The following is an 18640-nucleotide window of genomic DNA, read 5'->3' as shown; positions in this document are numbered from 1 at the left end:
CCTACAGGCCGTCGCGAAACGCCTTGTCGGCGGGCCTGCCGTGATCAGGCTTGCCCCAGGCTCGCAGATCACGGCAGAACCTGACGCCGATCTCCACCAGGGACGGTCTAGCCTGTTCGCGCTCAAGCTCATGCTTGAGCGCGGCATGGACGGCCTCTGTCAGACCAGCCCTCTTGAGCGCGGCGACCCGGCGGGCCAGCGCGTCGGTCTCGGGATTCTTGATGTGGAACGCCATCACACCTCACTCGCTACTCGCTCGTATAGCAGTCCGGTATAGAGCAATTTGGATACACCGTGTGAAGGCTCCGCCAGCATCGACCGGACACAGAGAATCGGGCACGCCGACGGCTGGATGGGCCGACTGTTGTGTTTACAGACCTGGAGCAGTGTCTGAAGTCGCTTCTATAAGTCGCTTGTAACACTCGCACTTTCGTACGGGTCTAGAACTGCGCAGTCATCGTCTAGGCAGGCCGAGCAGCCTTGCCGCTTGCGATAAAATGCGGGTTGGCGAAATCCTCGTCATCGCTCTGGTTGCGCTTGCCGTAGGCGAGCGGCTTACCGTCCAGCGTGCGCGTCATGCCGCCGGCAGCACGTAGCACTGCGTCACCCGCGGCAGTGTCCCATTCCATGGTGCGGCCGAAGCGTGGATAGACGTCCGCCTCGGCGCCGGCGACGAGGCAGAATTTCAGCGATGAGCCGACCGAGACGATCTCGGCAGCGCCAAAGGCCCGGATATAGGCCTCGGTCTCAGGCGTATTGTGGGACCGGCTGGCGACGACGGTCAGCGGCGCCACACCGGCCCTTGCCGAAATCGGCTGGCGATCGACGATCTCGTAGTCGTCATTGATCTCGATCGCTTCCGCCTTGCCCGGCCGGCCGGAAAAGAAGCGCCCGGTGCAAGGCGCAAAAACGACGCCGATCTCTGGCACGCCATGGCGAACCAGCGCGATGTTGACGGTGAAATCGGTGCGGCGGTTGACGAATTCCTTGGTGCCGTCGAGCGGATCGATCAGGAAGAAGGCATCGCCGAGATCCGGCGCCATGATGCCGGCAGAAGCTTCTTCCTCGGCCACGCATGGAATCTCCGGAAATGCGGCGCGCAGCCCGGCAAGGATGATCTTTTCGCTCTCGCGATCCGCCTCCGTCACCGGCGAACTGTCCGACTTGCTGTCGACCGCGCAGCCGGCCTGAAACACGCGCATCACCTCGCGCCCCGCCGCCAAGGCAAGGCGCTCGAAGTCGGCGAGCATCGCTTCGTCGTCAGATGCCGCCGCCGCTATCATATTGGTCTTCGGCAATGTCACGCTCGATCAGCCAGTGTTCCAGGGCCTCCACCATCTCCTCGGCTGATCGGCCGAGTGTCTTGAGGTGGATTTCGGGTTTTTCCGGCGCCTCATATGGTGAATCGACGCCGGTGAAATTCTTGATCTCGCCATTCAATGCCCGCGCATAAAGACCCTTCGGATCGCGCCTGGCGCATTCCTCGAAGGGGGTGTCGACAAACACCTCGACGAATTCGCCGTCGGCCATCAATTCGCGCGCCATGCGCCGCTCGGCGCTGAACGGCGAAATGAACGACACGATGACGATCAGCCCGGCGTCGGCCATCAGACGCGCCACTTCGGCGACGCGGCGAATGTTTTCGACACGATCGGCGTCGGTGAAGCCGAGATCGCGGTTGAGGCCGTGACGGACGTTGTCGCCATCCAGAATGTAGGTATGGCGCCCGGTGGCGAAGAGCTTCTTTTCAAACAGGTTGGCGATGGTCGACTTGCCCGAGCCCGAAAGCCCGGTGAACCAGAACACCGCCGGCCGCTGGTTCTTCATATCGGCGCGGGCGCGCTTGCCGACATCGAGCGACTGCCAGTGAATGTTTTCGGCGCGGCGTAGCGTGTGCAGGATCATGCCGGCGCCAACCGTGGCATTGGTGATGCGGTCGATCAGGATGAAGGCGCCTGTGGTGCGGTTTTCGGCAAACGGATCGAAGGCGATCGGCGACCGCGTCGAGATGTTGCAGATGCCGACTTCGTTCATTTCAAGCGACTTGGCCGCCTCATGGGCAAAGTCGTTGACGTTGACCCGGTATTTCAGGTCGGTGACGGTGGCGCTGGTCTGGTCGGTCTCGGTGCGCAGGATGTAGGAGCGGCCGGGCAGCAACGCATGTTCGTCGAACCACACGACGTTGGCGGCGAACTGGTCGGCGACCTGCGGCCGCGCTGCCGGCGAGACCAGCATGTTGCCGCGCGAGACCTCGACCTCGTCGTCGAGGACGAGGGTGATGGCCTGGCCGGCGACAGCCTGCTGAAGGTCTCCGCCATGCGAAACGATGCGCCTGACACGGGAGGACTTGCCCGATTTCGCGACGACAACCTCGTCGCCGGGCGCAACCGAGCCGGAGGCGATGGTGCCGGCGAAACCGCGAAAATCGAGATTGGGACGGTTCACATATTGGACAGGAAACCGGAACGGCAATTCGACCGCGGCCTCGTCGACCGAGACAGTTTCGAGATGTTCGATCAGCGTCGGGCCGGAATACCAGTCCGTCCTATCGGAACGGCCAGTAACGTTGTCGCCGTAGCGGGCCGACATCGGAATGGGCACGATCGTCTGGAAGCCGAGTTCACGTGAGAACTGCCCGTAATCCGCGACGATCCGTTTAAAGACCGCCTCGTCGAAGCCGACAAGATCGATCTTGTTGACGGCGAGCACGATGTGGCGAATGCCCAGAAGCGAGGCAATGATCGAATGCCGCCTTGTCTGGCGCAGTACGCCCTGACGAGCATCGATCAGCACGATGGCGAGATCGGCCGTCGATGCACCCGTCGCCATGTTGCGGGTATACTGTTCGTGGCCGGGCGTGTCGGCGACGATGAACTTGCGCTTTGGCGTGGCGAAGAAGCGATAGGCGACGTCGATAGTAATGCCTTGCTCGCGCTCGGCCTCGAGGCCGTCGACCAGCAGCGCGAAGTCGACGTCGTCGCCGGTCGTGCCGTGCTTGCGCGAATCGCGCTCGAGCGTGGCCAGCTGGTCCTCGAAAATCTGCTTGGTATCGGAAAGCAGGCGCCCGATCAGCGTCGACTTGCCGTCGTCGACCGAGCCGCAGGTCAGGAAGCGCAGCAGCGACTTTCGTTCCTGCGCCGCCAGATAGTCGCGGACGCCGTCGGTCGGGGCGAGGCTCTTGGCCATGATGTGGCGCATGCTCAGAAATACCCCTCACGCTTCTTCTTTTCCATCGAGCCGGCTTCGTCGCGGTCGATCAGGCGACCTTGCCGCTCGGAAGTGCGCGCCGTGAGCATTTCGCCGACTATCGCCTCCAGAGTGTCGGCTTCCGAGTCGATCGCGCCGGTCAGCGGATAGCAGCCGAGCGTGCGGAACCGCACCATCCGGTTCTCCACCGTCTCGCCGGGCCGCAGCTGCATGCGCTCGTCGTCCCTCAGGATGAGCATGCCGTCGCGCTCGACGACCGGCCGCTCCTTGGCCAGATACAGCGGCACGATCGGGATGTCTTCCTGGAGAATGTATTGCCAGATGTCGAGCTCGGTCCAGTTCGACAGTGGAAACACCCTGATCGATTCGCCGGCAGCGATACGGGTGTTGAAAATCTTCCACATCTCCGGCCGCTGGTTCTTCGGATCCCAGACGTGCTGAGCGTTGCGGAACGAAAAGATCCGCTCCTTGGCGCGCGATTTTTCCTCGTCGCGTCGAGCGCCGCCGAAGGCTGCGTCAAACCCGTATTTGTCGAGCGCCTGCCGCAGCGCCACCGTCTTCATCACATGCGTATGGGTGTTGGAGCCGTGGTCGAACGGATTGATGTTGTCGCGCACGCCGTCTTCATTGACATGCACCAGGAGATCGAAGCCGAGCTTTTGCTGCATCTGGTCGCGAAAGGCGATCATTTCGCGGAATTTCCAGGTCGTATCGACATGAAGGAAGGGAAAGGGCGGCTTGGCCGGATAAAACGCCTTCATCGCCAGGTGCATGAGCACGGATGAATCCTTGCCGACCGAATAGAGCATCACCGGCTTGGCGAAAGCCGCGGCCACCTCGCGAAAAATATGGATGGATTCGGCCTCGAGCCGCTGAAGGTGCGTAAGCGCGATGTTCATGGACTGTGAGCGTTCTTTCGTGCCATCCACAGAAGGGCCTGTATCATCAACGGACGCGATCTTCAGTCGCCCGGTTCAAGCTGCACTTCTGGACAAATCTATCTCTCGTGAGGGCGTTCTAGCAGATCGTTCCTGCTCAGAACAATGCAAGACAAGCCTGCGGCCGAATGGTTCGGGAATGAATTTTCCATGCAGCCGGCGAAATCGGGAAATTTCTGCTCAGCGACCAGTTGCGCTTGAGAGGAGCAGGAAATGCTGCCAGCGCTTGGGGGGCCTGAGGGCCGGGAGCCGGCTCGCCTGACAGCCGGCCGCCTCGTTCAGAGGCCGCCAGCCGCAGCGACGAGGTCGCTAGGACGAACTTCCGATGGGAACAAGTAGCTTGTCACCGTTGTGGTCGATCTCGATCATCTCGCTCTTGCGGCCCAAGCGTTCCGCAAATCCTTTGTGAAAGATGATGGCGTTCATATAGGCAAAGGTCATCGCCAACGCCTCGGTTCGCAGCGGATAGTCGACCAGAGAATGAATGAGAAGAAACGATACCGAGAGGAATGCGGCCTTCTGAAGTGGGTCGCGGCGAACCCTGGCCAATGCAGCAAAAAGCAGTGCGAAATAGCCTACCATAAGTAAGATAGCAGGAATTCCGCCCTCGAAGGCTATTTCAAGGTATTCATTGTGGGCATGATTCACATACTCCCTGAAAATCATGCCTGCTCTTTCGTATATCTGATAGGCTTTCTGGAAATTCCCAAACCCAATACCTATCGCCCAATTATCCTTGATTCCCTCAATTGTGGTTCGCGCAAATTCGCCTCGCCCGAACGCCGGGTCGAGCGCCTGTGCATCCAGCTTGGTCCAAGCGCTCATCGTGTAGATCGAAAGTCCGATAAAAATCAGGAGAATGCTGAACCCACTCACCCTTGAACGAGCTGAGAGAAAGATCACTGATAATATTGTGATCGCCAACCCGATCAAAACACCGGCACGGGAACCGGCCGCCAAAAGAAGCAGCAAAAGCGCGATCAGGCCGAAGGATCCGGACAAGAGATGTCCGCGGAACAGACCGTAATAGACGACGAAGGGGATAGACACAAAAAGCAACGCCGAAAAATGATTCACATTGGCAAAAAGCCCGGCATTGATCGTAAAAGGCAACAGTCCGACGATAGCGACGTCGTCTGAGAGCGAATATTGGATCGCTCCCGCCAAACCATTGCAGATAACCCCCATGAAGAGAAACGGAAGAAGCGCACTGACCTGCTCAGCGCGCAGCCGCAATACGGCTAAAAAAAACGCTGCTGCGGCTAAGAGATAGAGCAGACTTTCGACCGTGCGGCCGACCCCAACGCTGATAAAGCGAAATCGACTTTCTCCGACCCAGGGATCTCCGAGCAGCAGTTCCGGCCGTAACCCGTTGAATATGGCCGCCGGCAATGGGACAATTTGCAAAACGATCAACGCCACAGCGAAGACCAGCAGCCACAGAACGGGCCGGGGGATTCTCTGGCCGGGGGTTTGCGAGAAGACAGCCGCGGCCGAAACTATTGCCGCGATCTCGACCAGAGTGTCCGTGTAAAGGCCGCTTGCAGTACCGCCGCCGATCAGCAGCGATACAAACAGGACCGTGCCGAGGAGATATTTATCCCATTCCGACGGCCGGTCGTTCAAGATGGAAGTCTCTCAATGTTCAATTTGTGCATTACCAGAGTGCCGACATATCGAAATCGCCAGCTCTCGGCAATGGCGGCAGATTGCAACCGCAGCAACTGCAGCGGGCACGCACTTGGCCCAACTGAGAAATCCAGGCTGAGAGTCTGACGATTGTAAGTGCCTTCCGGAATGTTGAATCGCGCAATTTCTCCCGCCGGGTCAACACATCGAATGGACCAAAACAATCCTTTGGGAAGCTTCAAGTTCCGTGCAGAGGCAATCAGGGAAATCTTGTATGAGCCTGACGGCAGCGAAACTAACTGCTGAAGAGCTGCGCCCTTGACGGGGGTATTCAAAAACCGGATCGTCGCCCCACCCTCACCCTCTACTACATCCTGAGATGTAGCAAACGTGACTTCCAAGCCGGATTGTCCGGGGATATACCAATCAAAGGGTTTCCCGCGGGAGGCCGGCTCGAACGTGCTGTTGAAAATGTATCCGCCCAACTTCCGCTCTTGCTCAGACAGGCTGAAAAGAAACAGCCGATAAGCCGGTTCATATTGCCTCTGGCGAATGTAGCCATTGATCACACCGGACAATTCGCTCGATGTGGGCGGCGCAGGTGATCCGGTCAAGCCGAGCAGCAGGCGATTTGCCAAATCGAGCCCCTCTGAAGTGTTGCTAAGAGCGACGAACAGGCTGGCTCTCCAAGGCGCCTCTGCCTCTACGGCCGCCAGCACGGCCTGGTACCCCTCAGGGTTTGAAAGAATTGCCGGAATGCCTGTGGCGACTGCCGAAAATTGGTCCGGCCATCGCCGCAACAATACGTCGATCTCGCCAACGGCCTTCGGCAAATTACCCGCTTCGATATTGCGGCTAATGGACCTCTGCAGGGCATGGATCTCTGTTTTGGACAATTTTCGGGCTTGATCGAAAAGCCTATAGGCTTCGTCTTTTTCGCCCTGTTGGTATTTGATCTCGCCAATCAGGCTATAGAGACGCGCATCCGCCAGATTGAAGGCGAGCGCGCCTCTGGCCCTGGCAAGCAATGCATCAAGATCGGGAGCATTGTTCCTATCGTTCAAGTCGCTGGTGACTTCAGCTATCAAGGCGTCGACGTTGAACGCTTCCAGCGCAAGAGAGACGGTTGGCGTTTCAGTTTCAAGAAATCGACTTAGCCCGATCGAGGAAGCCACGAACACTAGAACGGATGCGACGAACCAAACGACTGAACGCCGCAGATTTTGCATAAGCGGGCTGGCCTGCTCCATCATCGACTTTGCCCTCAATCTTCGGAGTACTCGTGTCCGTGCCGTAGTTGTAGTACTGATAATTCATGTATTTGTAGGCGTAGTTGTAATCGAACTTGTTCACCGCAAACTTAGACATAGCAGCTCCGACTACGTTCGCGCCAGCAGCTCGTAGACGCTTCAACGCGGTCTTGGCCGATTTGCGGGTCACCTGATTGGTCGAGATGACCATCAATGTGCCCTCAGCGAGCCGGCTGAGAATAGGAGCATCGGAAAGGCCGACGACTGGCGGCGCATCGATGATGACAAGATCGAAGCGCTTGCCGAGGTTGGTAACGATCAGCGCCATCTTCGGTGATGAGAGTAGGTCCGCGGGGTTTGGCGGGATCGTTCCAGAAGTCAGAACGGTCACGTTGGGATATTTCGTCGCCCTGAAGATATTCGTCAGATCCTCTTTGCGGACGGTATTTGTCAGCAGATTGCTGAGCCCGATCGCATTGTCTAGGCCAAACAGGCGATGAAGATTCGGCTTTCGAAGATCGCCGTCGACAATGAGTACTCTCGCACCGAGCGCAGCAAAATCCTGCCCAAGCTTGAACGATGTGGTCGACTTGCCTTCCGAGGGCTCCGAACTCGTAACAACTAGCGATCGCGGCGCGCCTTCCGCACCGGAGAATTGCAACGATGTTCGAAGCGAACGATAGGCCTCCGATAGCCCGGACTTCTGATCGGCAATACTGGCTGTGAGCTCCCGGTCGTCAACGAGCGGCAAGATGCCGAGCATCGCCAATCCAAGCTCCTTTTCAACCTGCTCGGGATTGGTAAAGGTGTTGTTCAGCAACTCAATGACATAAATGACCGATGCGGTCAGAGCTAGGAAAAGAGCCAGCGCCATCGCAAGATTGATGCTCAAGCGCGGCGAATATGGGCGGTCCGGCTGGGTGGCGAAATCGACGATTGCAGCACTTTGCGTTTTGAGCTCGGAACTAACTCCAACCTCGTTCAGCTTGGCGATGAGATTGTCATATTGCGACCGATTCGAATCGACCTCGCGCTTAAGGATTGTGTATTTGATGTTCTTATCGTTGAAGATAACCTGTTGTTTTTCCATCTCAGCAAGTTTGGCCTTGAGATCGGCCTCCTTGTTCTGCGCCTCCTGATATTTCAGCCGCAGTGAATCGGTAATGGCAAGCTCGCCGTTCTTATAGAGACGTTGCAGCTCCCTGATCTGAGACTGAAGCTGCTGCATTTCGGGAAAGCCGGGCTTGAGAATGCCTAGCTTCTGCTGGTACTGGCTTGTCAAATCCGCCAGCTTTTCACTGAGTTTCTGCAGACCTTCGCTTTCCAGGACGGGGGCCAAGCTCGAACCACGGCCTTTATCTATCTGATCCACCATCCGCCCCGCATCGAGACGGTCCTGGATCGCTGTCGCAAGGGCGGTATTCAGCGCCTCAATGTTCGACCCTATCAGCGACTTGTCATCACCAGTTATCGTGATGCCGGCATCTTTCGCATAAGCGACCAGTTCTTCTTCCGATTTCTGAAGCTTCTGCTTCACCTGCAAAACCTGTTCCTGAATGAATTGCCGCGCCAGGTCGGATGTTTCGCTGGTCTGGTCGAGACGTTGGTCAATAAAGCTTTGCGCGACCTGGTTGGCGACGTCGCTTGCATATTTTGGATTCTGATCGACAAAGGTGATCGACAGCAGGCTCGTGTTAGTAACCAGGTTGACGCTGAGATCATTTAGAACGCGCCCGATGGCAACTGCCTCTCGTTGCTCTGGAGTTTTCTCCTCAATTGAGGGGGAGTGGGAAATTCCGAACGCGCGATACAAAATATTGCCGAGCGAGAAGCTTGGCGTGGGGAACAGGAAGTCCGGTTTTTCGCTGAGGCCCAGTTGGAACACGACACGCTGCGCCAATGCGCGGCTTTTAAGCTTTTCGCGGGCCGTCAAAAAGGAACGCACATCGCTGTTTTCAGAAACCACCTCAATGTCCTGGAATACCTTGGCCGAAGGGACCAGCACTTCCAGCTGCGTCGTTGCCTGGTATTTCGGCGTCTGCATCATCGTGATGATGACGCCGGCGACAAGCCCGGCTGCAGCCATAATGACGAACAGCCATCGATACTGGACGACGTAAAAGAACAGCTTGAGCGGATTGAAACCTTGTTCCTGCTCCGAATAATCGCGACCGTAGGAGCTGTAGTTTTGCCCGCCGTCATAATAAAGATCGGAGGACAAGGCTTGGCCATGTCCTGGACCTGCAATTTGATGCTGCCTGTTGCGATCGAGCATGGTGCGAAGTGATCCTATTCGACTGACCGGCTGCGGGTTATATTCCTGGGATGACGGCAATTCGCGCGGCACTGGAGGCTATGCCTAGCGCGTCCTTGAGATTGTTCACCGCAATCTTCGTTTTTGAGGCAAAGACGACAACCTTGTCACCACCGTAGATCCGCGGGTTACGGGCCTTGCCGGCACGAATTTCCTCCACGTTGTAATTTGCGACCAAGGTATTCTGACCAATATTGCGATAGACGAAGACCTTGCTTGCATCCCCAACCGGGCTGAAATTTCCTGCCAAAGCAATCGCGTCAAGAAGCGAGGAATTACTCGTTACTGGAAAGATACCGGCCCTGTTGACTTCGCCATCGACGGTTATGCGCTGCCCAATCGACTCCTTGACGAAAATCGTCACATCAGGCGACTGCAGGTAGTTGGCGCCGTAGGCCGTCTCGATCTCTTGCTCCAGCTGACGGACGGTTTTTCCTGCCGCCGTAATAGTTCCGATAAGCGGAAGGGATATCTGACCGCCGGAGTCGACTTGAACCGTTCTGCTCAAATTGTCGACCTGGAATACATTCACTTCGAGCACATCATTCGGAGACAAAGGCTGCTCGCTGCCGTTCTGGGTATTTTGCGGTGCAGGCAGATCCTTCACAACCTTCAGCGCGCCGCCGCCCGAAAGTGGCGTCGATGACGACGTCAATTGCAGCGCATCGACCGAACTCGAGGAAGCAGATGTCGTCGACGAGGTGCTCGTGCATGCCGACATTGCAGCCGAAGCCAGCAAGACGAGTATCGCGATAATTTGGCTTTTTGCGAAATGAAAAATGCCCATCACGCTGACCCGCCCTTGAATAGGCGGCCCAATCCTCCAAAACGGCCGGCGTTGCCGGCGGTTGGGTTCTTCGGACGTGCTTTTCCGACCGGCTCGATGGGACGGTTCGCCAATATTTCGCCTGGACGTTTCAATACCATGTTGCGGGCCTCGTCTTCCCCACATCGCTTGGCAGCAGCAGCAACCGCCTGTGAAAGCCCAGGGCGCCGGCGCGTGGCGCTATGAGTGTCCGACGCGATGATATCCACCCTGCCCTCGTCAATCAGCTTTTCCGAATAATAAAGCGCCGTGCGTCCGAAAGCACCAACAATCGAGTCTGCGGTAAGCTGGATAAGGCAGCCGACCGCATTCAACCTCTCGATAACGTCGTAATTCGTTTTGATCCAGGTCAAACGCTCTGGATGAGTAAGAATCGGGATGAAACCGGCGTTTATAAGGCGTAGAGCAAGATCCTCCATTCGTGGAGGCAAGACATGATGCGGCGGTTCGAACAGAAAATAGCGGGACCTGTTCAAGGTCGGCACGCTGCCCGCCGCCAATTGGTCCGGGAGATCCGGCGCTATGTGAACATCGGCGCCGACGTAGAGAGCAAGTGGTATGGCAGCGCTACGCAGCGCCTGGTGCAACTCTTGAACCGCTCGGACAATGTTCGATGTTCCGTTCTCGTAAACGCCCGGCGTCACGTGCGGCGTGCACGCCATGTGGGTCGTTCCGTCGGCCACCGCCAGCCGAGCCATTTCCAGCGATTCGGTAAGGCTGGGCGAGCCGTCGTCGAGACCGGGCAAGATATGGGAATGCAGATCGATCATGGGCGTTTGTGACTGCAGCGAAGCAACGTAGCGACGTCATCCCCCAAAACGACAAATGCGTCATTCGCAAGACAGCGAGTGACGCATTTGTCAAGTTCATGCGATGCGATGGATGCCAGGTCCAGGCTACCGGCGGACAAAGTTGTCGTCATCATGCAGGCCGATGATCAGCGCCAGATCGGCGGTAAACGCTGCGCCTGATGTATCGAACGCTACACACATGCCGCCCTCCCCAGGATTGACTTTGATCGTCGCGTTTGCCGGACGGCGTGTCCAAAACTTGGACCAACACGCAGCAGCGAAGCAAAGATTGCGAGCCGGCCATGATGCCTGGACGACCCGCACTTCGCCCTTCATCCCGGCATTCGCTAGCCTCAGACATCCGCTTGTCGCCTTGGCCTATGCGATCCAACTGATACACCGGCTACGACACCAGCATACAGGCCAAGGCCATTCTGTCGTCAGAAACAGACACGCAGCAGAAGCGCCATGCGCCTCTGCTGCTGTTGCCCTATCTACGGTCAGCCTAGTCGCTAATGGGTCGGCCGTGGTCATCATCCTGCGATAGACCCAAGCCAAGAGCGCCGAGGGCTACGCCGCCAAACACAATGGCCGGCGTGTAGTTGGTGCTGCTACCGCCGCCCGTTTGGGCAGTGTGCTCCGAACCGAGGACATTGAGGCAAATCTTGTTGTCGACGCGGGAGATGTCGAGGGTCGAATTGGCCGGCACGCTCAAATTGCAGCCGCCGACTTTAACCGAAGCAGACCCCTTGCCGCCAACCACGACGCGGCTGCCGAAATCAAGAGCGCCCCCCGCTTGCGCCGGACCATAGCCAGCCACCTGCGAGATCATCACATCGCCATTGACACTCCCGATCGACCCAATCGGATTTACGCCCGTATAGGCAGTTGCACAGGTGCACGACCCATCCTGCGCGAAAGACGACACCGGGGCGAAGCCGGCCAACACAACAACTCCGGCCAACGCACTTTTCAAAACTAGGTTCATCCGCATCAATCCTTCTGTCCTACGTTACCTGAGGCCCACCCAGCCACCAAGGTACTCAAATGCGCGTAACAGCTTTTTGCGTCAATTCCAACCCGTTTCGCAGATGCGAGAAAATTTTTGGTTTCGGTGTGGTTGATTGAACACACCATTAGTGCATCGAAATGTATCATCTTTACTGCCGGCCACAATAGAGCGGGTTGCCGGCGAGCAATCCGGCGTTCCTCGCAATCGCTCGAGGCTTTGCACAGGCTGCGGCCGACAACTTCGTGATGTCGTCCACCGGGCCAGCAGGAGCTACGAGCCTGGCGCGCAAGACTTGTAGGTCGAGCCCGCCTGCGCGGGCTGCCCGCACAGAATGCCTGCCTCGACGAGCTTTGCGGCCCGATCCGTGCCGTCGGAGGTGAGGCACTGCACGACGACGGCGTCACGGAATTTCGCGCGGCGTTGCCGTCGCATGGCGTCCCCGAGCCTACGGGCTTACATGTCAAGGCGAGCCCTTCGAAATCGCGTTGGGCTGCCTCCGTCGCCAATCTGTTCATAGACTGGGGCTTTGCAAAAGCTACTCCACAGAGCAGTATCTTTCGACCGCCTATCCGGAGATCATTGATCGCCAGAACTGCTAGCTTGCCATCGAATGGCTCGATAGCTGCGGCCGCGTTCGGTGCCGGCGTATTCGGCTTACTTTTCTGCGCCACGATAATGCCAAGAAAGGTGATGAGGAATGCAGACGCTGCCAGCGCATCTTCTTGGACAACAAAAGTTTCTCCAGTCCGGTTCTGTGATTCTGCTCTTCGGGCTCTCTCGAATTGAGCGGCAGGAGACGAGATCCAATGGCTCTGCCACCTAAGAAGGAGCCGTATGCCTAGCGCGCTTCGGCGTGGAAGTGTGCGCAATTTCCGCTATCTCCAGAATAGCCGCAGGACCGGATCCTGCACAAGACCTTCACGCCACATAGAATTTGGGCGGAAGCATTGAGCATGGCTTCAGGATCGGCCCGACCTCGCGATCAAGACGTTTGCGGGCGGCTGGCGAATGAAGTAATTGAGGCGGCGTCTCGCCTGCGTCCTAACGCCTACTGAGGAGTTTAGCGTGATGGTTCCAGCGGATTGATCTATCCCAACGATACGGCTACTAGTAGGTGCGACAAACCGGTCCCTGGTTGCCTCAACTAACAGCCAGTCGTGTATACCGATTTCCGAGTCGAACCAGTCGGTATAACCGTCGTCTCGAGCACAATTTACGATGACGGCGCGGCCCGAACTAAGGTCCCCGCGTAGGTAAAACGGCGTTGTATAGACACGGCTGTTTGCAATGTAGAAATTTCCCTCAGAGGTCGAAAACGCGGTGATGGGCTTCCACACTTCGACTTCATCGCGCTTGTAATTGTTTTGCAGTATCGCCGTGACGTCTAGTGAATTCCTCGACGACACAAAGAAAATACTTCCCGACGCATCGTCCCATATTACGTCACCCGGCAACGGACCTTGCTCCATAAAAACGTGATCGGTTCGGAACGAAAACGATATCGTCAGTGTTCGGCCGGACAGGGAGCAGGAAGCCAGATCGGATTTTGCAAAAATGCCTCGCGCGAGAGTTGGCGGGTCCATTCGATCGCCATCTTCCATGGCCGCCCCTACAGCCTCGCACATTATGGGGATACACCCTTTACGGCTGCCGTATCGTACGACGCTCGTTTCCTGTGGGGTTACCGACAAAGCGCCAGTCGAGAGGTCATAGTGACGACTCTTGACCCGCGCTCGTGTAGCCCGGGAGAGTCCAAATTTGACGACGCCGCCGGTAAGAAGATTGTGCGCAAATTTTTCAAACTCTTCTGATCTGGACGGCCCTCTAAAATCACACCCTTCGAACACCGTCCCGGCGTGGACAAATGCCGCAACAGATTTGTAATTGTGAAATGAACACCCGTCGAACTTCACGTTGTAGGTGCCGCCTGAAACTCCACCGTCCATGACATAGCCCGGATAGCCGCGCGTATCGTTCTGGCCGCCGAAGGAAAACTCGCAACCAACCCATATCAGGCTGGTTTCGTTACTCGACTTTGCATCAGAGGTTCCGATTTTCCAAAGGCTCTCCGCGTACAGGTTGGTGAAGACAATGGGCTGTGGGTAAAAGCTGCCAAAGTCGACAAGATTGATCGCTCCAAACACCGACATGTTGCTGATTGCGCCACCGAACTTGCCTTTCTGCCTCCCGTGCCTCTGGTTCGTTATACATGCATACACGCGACTAAACTTCACATTGTCCAGGCCAGTATTCCTAGCCTGTGTGTTTCCAACCGATACACCCCATTTACATTTCTCAATAAAGACACGCGAAAGGTGGGTGAAGTCGCCATTGCCATCGTCGTCACATGGCTGATTGGCGATCCCAACGGTGAATCCACTAATGTACACGTTCTCAATCAGAACATCAGAAGAGAAGTGTTTCCTGTATTGGGCCGAACTAACGGCGTGCGGAGGATAAGCTACATCGGGATAATGTATTGCTGGACGAACACCCGAATACCCGTCTATGCTAATAGCTGCAAAAGGCGCATATCTGGCGTCCTGACGAATGTGCAGTGCTGGGTCGTTCCAGTTGTCATGGTTCGTGTCATCAATTAGAGGAATTTCGCTGCCTCCCATGCGGTTGCACTCGATGTAAGTCGAGAGCGGGCCAACGAAGCTAACCCCGCGAACAACTGAACCTCTTGCGCCTTGAATATTCAGAGCTGGAGCATTGGAGAAACTCGGCTTTATTACGGGGCCATTTATATTTGCACTAGATCCGTACGCATATCCGTCTCCCTCCACAACTCCAGAGCGGAATGAATCACCGTAACCCAAATGGATCGTCTTAGTTATATTGTATAGGCCGCCAGGCATGTAGAGCTTGTTTCGGATTTCCCCATATAGGATCTCGTCGATAGCACTTTGGATCTCATTGGCATGATCATGGGTCGACGTTTTATTCATAATCGCCGCTTGGTCGGATGAGGCGATAAAATCGAATAAGTGGACTCGATCCTTGTAAAGGCGATCTTGTACAGTGCGGATGTATGTGGGTGCTGCGAGCACGCTGACGAACTGATAGGCGGTTGACCCGAACGTTGGCGTTGCTTCAGCTGTCCTGCCTTCACCGTGGAGGAAAGTTGCGCTCGTAAAAGTGGCGTGTAGTCCCTGCAAAAAATAACGACGAGACGGTTTTCCTAGATCGCTCATGGCGGGTCTCTAGCTATCGGCAAGAGCTAACAACTCGCCGAACGACGCGTTGTCGTCGGGCAAGGAAGCGAGGGGAGGGAAGACAAACTTGTTCATTTCTGCAACCGTCTCAAGCCCGTTGACACCCTAGCTTGACCACTTAGCCCCGCTTCATGGCATTTTAAGGTATGGCATCTCCTGACGATACCCATTAGAGGATGCATCATCGTTCTGCTCCTTCCACGACGATGGACCCGAGCCCGCTTACGCTGATTTTTTGGTGCCGGCATCGCGATCGGCTTCGCGCTTTTTCGAAGGTTTGGACGTGGAATTCGTCGAACGCAGTGCGTCTTTGGAGCCGGTCTTTTCTGGCGAACGGAACCAGCGGCAACATCTTCGACAGCGCACCCGACACTGCGATTCATCGACGGTAGTAGAAGAATATTCGATAACTCACGCTGCGCCGCCCGTGTCGATGGAGATCGCGGCAGGCGAGTAGCTGCTTGAACCGTTGTCCGAATTGCCATAGACTTCTGCGGCGAACATCTTCCTTTAAAACAACATCGTTCAATAAAAGATTGATGGGAAGAAGCTCGCGTCGGAGGCGCGAGCTATGCTGAAGCAGATCACTTCGGAAATACACCCAAGCAAGTCCGCAAGGATATTCAGGGCAATGAGGTGGCTAGATCGGTTCCGCGGCTGGCGCCGAGTCGCCCGCATCACACCGAGCGAAGCGGTTTTCACGGTGGTCAACGGTTCGACCGTCTATTCGGGAACTTTCTCCTCGAGGCTCGACCGCGAAGTCTACCTGTTCGGCGGCTATGAAGATGGCCTCATTCAAGCCTTCCTCAATTTCATCCCGCCCGAGAAGCGAGGCATCGCGCTTGATATTGGGGCCAACGCCGGAACCCACAGTCTAGCGTTCGCCCGTCGTTTCGCGGCGGTCCACGCCTTCGAGCCAAACGACCGGCTTTGGGGTACCTTCGAACGGAACGTCGCGCTTAACGACCTTAAGAATGTGCATCTCCACCGGGTTGGACTAGCTGAGCATTCGGCCGATCTGCCGTTCTTCGACATCGGTAAGGACAATCTCGGCTTAGGGACGTTCTCCACCGTCGAGCAGTATGACCGACCGCTCCAGCAGGTTGGCGTGTTGCGGGTCGAACGGGGGGATGATTTTCTGGAAGCGAAAGGGGTTTCGACGGTCGACGCGATCAAAATCGATATTCAGGGCTTTGAACCGCACGCTTTGCGAGGGCTCAACAGGACACTTGCCAAGTCCAGGCCGGTCGTCTGGATCGAGATCGGTGACGGGACCCTTGAAGAAGATCTGAGTTCGCTTCAGGACGTTCAGAAACTATTCCCCTATCCGATCGAGATGCATCTCATGGCTGGTTCCGGCGGCATCGTGAGGCAGGTAAAAACAGAATTGGTGGCCGGCCCTCAACTGAAACCTGGGAACTACCTGATCTCCCCGGTGGAGTAAACCGGGCAGCCTCAAACTCAATGATCGACAGGACGGATGCATCGTAAGCGCTGTTCTCAGGCCACGGCCTTGAGCTCAGGCGCCCGGATGTAGGCCCAGGGCAGCAAGTCGTCGATCTGGCTGTTCGGATGGCCGTTGACGATCCTGGTGAGGACGTTGGCGAGATAGCCGAGCGGCTCGACACCGTTGAGTTTGCAGGTTTCGATGAGCGATGCGATGACTGCCCAGTGTTCGGCACCGCCGTCCGAGCCCGCGAAGAGCGCGTTCTTGCGGTTGAGCGCGATTGGACGGATTGAGCGCTCGACGGTGTTGCTGTCGATCTCGATGCGGCCGTCGTCAAGGAAGCGCGAGAGGCCTTGCCAGCGCGATTGTAGCGGATCGCCTCGGCGAGCTTTGTCTTCTGGCTAATCAGGCCGAGCTTCTCGCGCAGCCAGGGTTCGAGATCGGCGACAATAGCGCGGCTATTTTCCTGACGCATCGCACGGCGTTCATCGGCCGATCGGCCGCGGATATCGTCCTCTATTCTGTAGAGCTCGGCGATCCGTCTCAGCGCCTCGCTGGCGATCGGCGCGGGACCCGCTGCCGCCAGTTCATAGAAGCGTCGGCGCACGTGTGCCCAGCAGAAGGCGAGCGTCACGTCGCTTTTGTCGGCCAGCACGCGATAGCCGCCATAGCCATCGACCTGCAGGATTCCAGTGAAGCCTGCGAGATGAGCGATCGGACGCTCGGCCTTCCGGTCGGGTGCGTAGACATAGGCAACGCCCGGCGGGTCGGCTCCCTGCCATGGCCGATCGTCACGCGCATAGGCCCAGAGCTGCCCGGTCTTGGTCTTGCCTCGGCCGGGATCGAGCACCGGCGCGGTCGTCTCGTCGGCGAAGAGTTTTGGCGAGGACTTCAATTTGCCAAGCAGCCGCTCATGCACCGGACGCAGGTGCCAGGCGGCGCGGCCGACCCAGTCGGCGAGCGTGGAGCGATCGAGATTGATGCCTTGCCGGGCATAGATCTGCGCCTGACGATAGAGCGGCAGGTGATCGGCGTATTTGGAGACCAGGACTTGGGCGACCGTCGCTTCGGTCGGAAGACCACCCTCGATCAGCCGGGCCGGCGCGGCAGCCTGAACGACCACATCCTCACAGGCGCGGCAGGCATATTTGGGCCGCCGCACCACGATCACGCGCAGCTGCGCCGGAACGATGTCGAGCCGCTCGCTCACGTCCTCGCCGATCCGGTGCAGGCCATTGCGACAGCACGGGCAGGCATGGTCCTCGATGTCGACGACCATCTCCGTGCGCGGCAGGTGGGGTGGCAACGCACCGCGGTTCGCCCGGCGCTTCGTGGCCTTTGCTTGGCGCTCGGCGAGAGCAGATTGTTCCTTCGCTTCCTCGCCGGCGGCCTCGATCTGCTCGGCCTCTTCGAGCCCCAGCAGCAATTGATCCTCGGGGAGCGTTTCAGCACGACGGCCGAAGCGGTGGCGCTGCAATTCCTTGATGATCTGGATCAGCCGGGCGTTCTCGACGTCGCGCGCCAGGACCATCGCCTTCAGCGCGTCCGGATCGTCGGGAAGCTGGTCAGCAGTCATCGCCATGACAGGATCAGACCATATTCGCCGACAGCCCGCGACAGCGGAATCCAGGCTGATTCACTTCGTCGCGGGTCAGCCGGCCTGGGCTGGAACGCGGGTCCGGCGCGCCTCATGGACGCGCCGCCAGTCGAGACCTTCGAGTAGCGCCGAGAGCTGCGCGGCCGTCAGCCGCATCATGCCGTCATGTACTTTCGGCCAGCGGAACTCCCCATCCTCCAAACGCTTGGCATAGAGGCAGACGCCGGTGCCGTCCCAGAAGATCAGCTTGATCCGGTCTGTCCGCTTCGCCCGGAAGACGTACACGGCCCCGCTGAAGGGTTATGTGGCGCGCCACATAACCATTCTTATGTGTCGGGCGAGATTATGTGGCGGAGCTGCGCAGATGCCCGCCAAGCCTGCCAAGCCTGGAATCCTCCGCCACATAATATT

Annotated in this window: 13 protein-coding genes and 2 pseudogenes; 1 reads left to right on the top strand and 14 read right to left on the bottom strand. The window is 57.5% G+C overall.

Annotation, left to right across the window (positions count from 1 at the left end):
- Window position 1: 1 nt before the first annotated feature.
- The 12 genes from NKH43_RS30080 to NKH43_RS30025 form a co-directional block, all read right to left on the bottom strand.
- The gene (locus NKH43_RS30080) at window positions 2–235 is read right to left on the bottom strand and encodes a type II toxin-antitoxin system VapB family antitoxin (protein WP_352861222.1); all 234 of its coding nucleotides are present in this window, start codon (window positions 233–235) and stop codon (window positions 2–4) included.
- 226 nt (window positions 236–461) lie between these two features.
- Entirely contained in the window at window positions 462–1250 is a 789-nt protein-coding gene (gene cysQ, locus NKH43_RS30075) for a 3'(2'),5'-bisphosphate nucleotidase CysQ (protein WP_352861252.1), read from the bottom strand.
- Window positions 1251–1260: 10 nt separating this feature from the next.
- Entirely contained in the window at window positions 1261–3198 is a 1938-nt protein-coding gene (gene cysN / locus NKH43_RS30070) for a sulfate adenylyltransferase subunit CysN (protein ID WP_352861220.1), read from the bottom strand.
- A 2-nt stretch (window positions 3199–3200) separates the two neighbouring features.
- Window positions 3201–4106 (bottom strand): sulfate adenylyltransferase subunit CysD, encoded by a 906-nt coding sequence (gene cysD, locus NKH43_RS30065; protein WP_352464033.1) that lies wholly within the window; start codon window positions 4104–4106, stop codon window positions 3201–3203.
- A gap of 348 nt (window positions 4107–4454) precedes the next feature.
- Entirely contained in the window at window positions 4455–5771 is a 1317-nt protein-coding gene (locus NKH43_RS30060; protein ID WP_352861218.1) for an O-antigen ligase family protein, read from the bottom strand.
- On the bottom strand, window positions 5768–7027 hold the full coding sequence (locus NKH43_RS30055) for a tetratricopeptide repeat protein (RefSeq protein WP_352861216.1): 1260 nt from the start codon (window positions 7025–7027) through the stop codon (window positions 5768–5770). The genes NKH43_RS30060 and NKH43_RS30055 overlap by 4 nt, the downstream gene beginning before the upstream one ends.
- On the bottom strand, window positions 6915–9299 hold the full coding sequence (locus NKH43_RS30050) for a GumC family protein (RefSeq protein ID WP_352861214.1): 2385 nt from the start codon (window positions 9297–9299) through the stop codon (window positions 6915–6917). The genes NKH43_RS30055 and NKH43_RS30050 overlap by 113 nt, the downstream gene beginning before the upstream one ends.
- A gap of 37 nt (window positions 9300–9336) precedes the next feature.
- Complete coding sequence (locus NKH43_RS30045; protein ID WP_352861251.1) at window positions 9337–10125, bottom strand: polysaccharide biosynthesis/export family protein; 789 nt, start codon at window positions 10123–10125, stop codon at window positions 9337–9339.
- A complete protein-coding gene (locus NKH43_RS30040; RefSeq protein ID WP_352861212.1) occupies window positions 10125–10934 on the bottom strand; it encodes a tyrosine-protein phosphatase in 810 nt (269 codons plus the stop codon). The genes NKH43_RS30045 and NKH43_RS30040 overlap by 1 nt, the downstream gene beginning before the upstream one ends.
- 526 nt (window positions 10935–11460) lie before the next feature.
- The gene (locus NKH43_RS30035) at window positions 11461–11943 is read right to left on the bottom strand and encodes a hypothetical protein (RefSeq protein ID WP_352861210.1); all 483 of its coding nucleotides are present in this window, start codon (window positions 11941–11943) and stop codon (window positions 11461–11463) included.
- 294 nt (window positions 11944–12237) lie between these two features.
- A complete protein-coding gene (locus NKH43_RS30030; protein WP_352861208.1) occupies window positions 12238–12399 on the bottom strand; it encodes a hypothetical protein in 162 nt (53 codons plus the stop codon).
- A gap of 527 nt (window positions 12400–12926) precedes the next feature.
- On the bottom strand, window positions 12927–15164 hold the full coding sequence (locus NKH43_RS30025; protein ID WP_352861206.1) for a hypothetical protein: 2238 nt from the start codon (window positions 15162–15164) through the stop codon (window positions 12927–12929).
- Window positions 15165–15756: 592 nt separating this feature from the next.
- On the opposite strand from NKH43_RS30025, the gene NKH43_RS30020 reads away from it, so the two are divergent.
- A complete protein-coding gene (locus tag NKH43_RS30020; RefSeq protein ID WP_352861204.1) occupies window positions 15757–16629 on the top strand; it encodes an FkbM family methyltransferase in 873 nt (290 codons plus the stop codon).
- A 56-nt stretch (window positions 16630–16685) separates the two neighbouring features.
- Here NKH43_RS30020 and tnpC read toward each other — a convergent pair.
- Window positions 16686–18214, bottom strand: a pseudogene (gene tnpC / locus NKH43_RS30015) (IS66 family transposase).
- Window positions 18215–18283: 69 nt separating this feature from the next.
- Window positions 18284–18517 (bottom strand): annotated as a pseudogene (gene tnpB / locus NKH43_RS30010) (IS66 family insertion sequence element accessory protein TnpB); the annotation flags it as partial.
- Window positions 18518–18640: the final 123 nt, after the last annotated feature.

Origin of the sequence: Mesorhizobium sp. M1163 (genome assembly GCF_040318415.1) — a bacterium.
In the GTDB taxonomy this organism is placed as follows: domain Bacteria; phylum Pseudomonadota; class Alphaproteobacteria; order Rhizobiales; family Rhizobiaceae; genus Mesorhizobium.
This window is presented reverse-complemented; position numbering and strand designations above follow the sequence as displayed.

Bases quoted from the DNA above. Each gene is read 5' to 3' on its own strand.
- NKH43_RS30020 (WP_352861204.1), top strand. From the start codon at position 15,757: ATGCTGAAGCAGATCACTTCGGAAATACACCCAAGCAAGTCCGCAAGG.
- cysQ (WP_352861252.1), bottom strand. From the start codon at position 1,250: ATGCTCGCCGACTTCGAGCGCCTTGCCTTGGCGGCGGGGCGCGAGGTG.
- NKH43_RS30025 (WP_352861206.1), bottom strand. From the start codon at position 15,164: ATGAGCGATCTAGGAAAACCGTCTCGTCGTTATTTTTTGCAGGGACTA.
- cysN (WP_352861220.1), bottom strand. From the start codon at position 3,198: ATGCGCCACATCATGGCCAAGAGCCTCGCCCCGACCGACGGCGTCCGC.
- NKH43_RS30080 (WP_352861222.1), bottom strand. From the start codon at position 235: ATGGCGTTCCACATCAAGAATCCCGAGACCGACGCGCTGGCCCGCCGG.
- NKH43_RS30045 (WP_352861251.1), bottom strand. From the start codon at position 10,125: ATGGGCATTTTTCATTTCGCAAAAAGCCAAATTATCGCGATACTCGTC.
- NKH43_RS30040 (WP_352861212.1), bottom strand. From the start codon at position 10,934: ATGATCGATCTGCATTCCCATATCTTGCCCGGTCTCGACGACGGCTCG.
- NKH43_RS30050 (WP_352861214.1), bottom strand. From the start codon at position 9,299: ATGCTCGATCGCAACAGGCAGCATCAAATTGCAGGTCCAGGACATGGC.
- NKH43_RS30035 (WP_352861210.1), bottom strand. From the start codon at position 11,943: ATGAACCTAGTTTTGAAAAGTGCGTTGGCCGGAGTTGTTGTGTTGGCC.
- cysD (WP_352464033.1), bottom strand. From the start codon at position 4,106: ATGAACATCGCGCTTACGCACCTTCAGCGGCTCGAGGCCGAATCCATC.
- NKH43_RS30055 (WP_352861216.1), bottom strand. From the start codon at position 7,027: ATGATGGAGCAGGCCAGCCCGCTTATGCAAAATCTGCGGCGTTCAGTC.
- NKH43_RS30030 (WP_352861208.1), bottom strand. From the start codon at position 12,399: ATGCGACGGCAACGCCGCGCGAAATTCCGTGACGCCGTCGTCGTGCAG.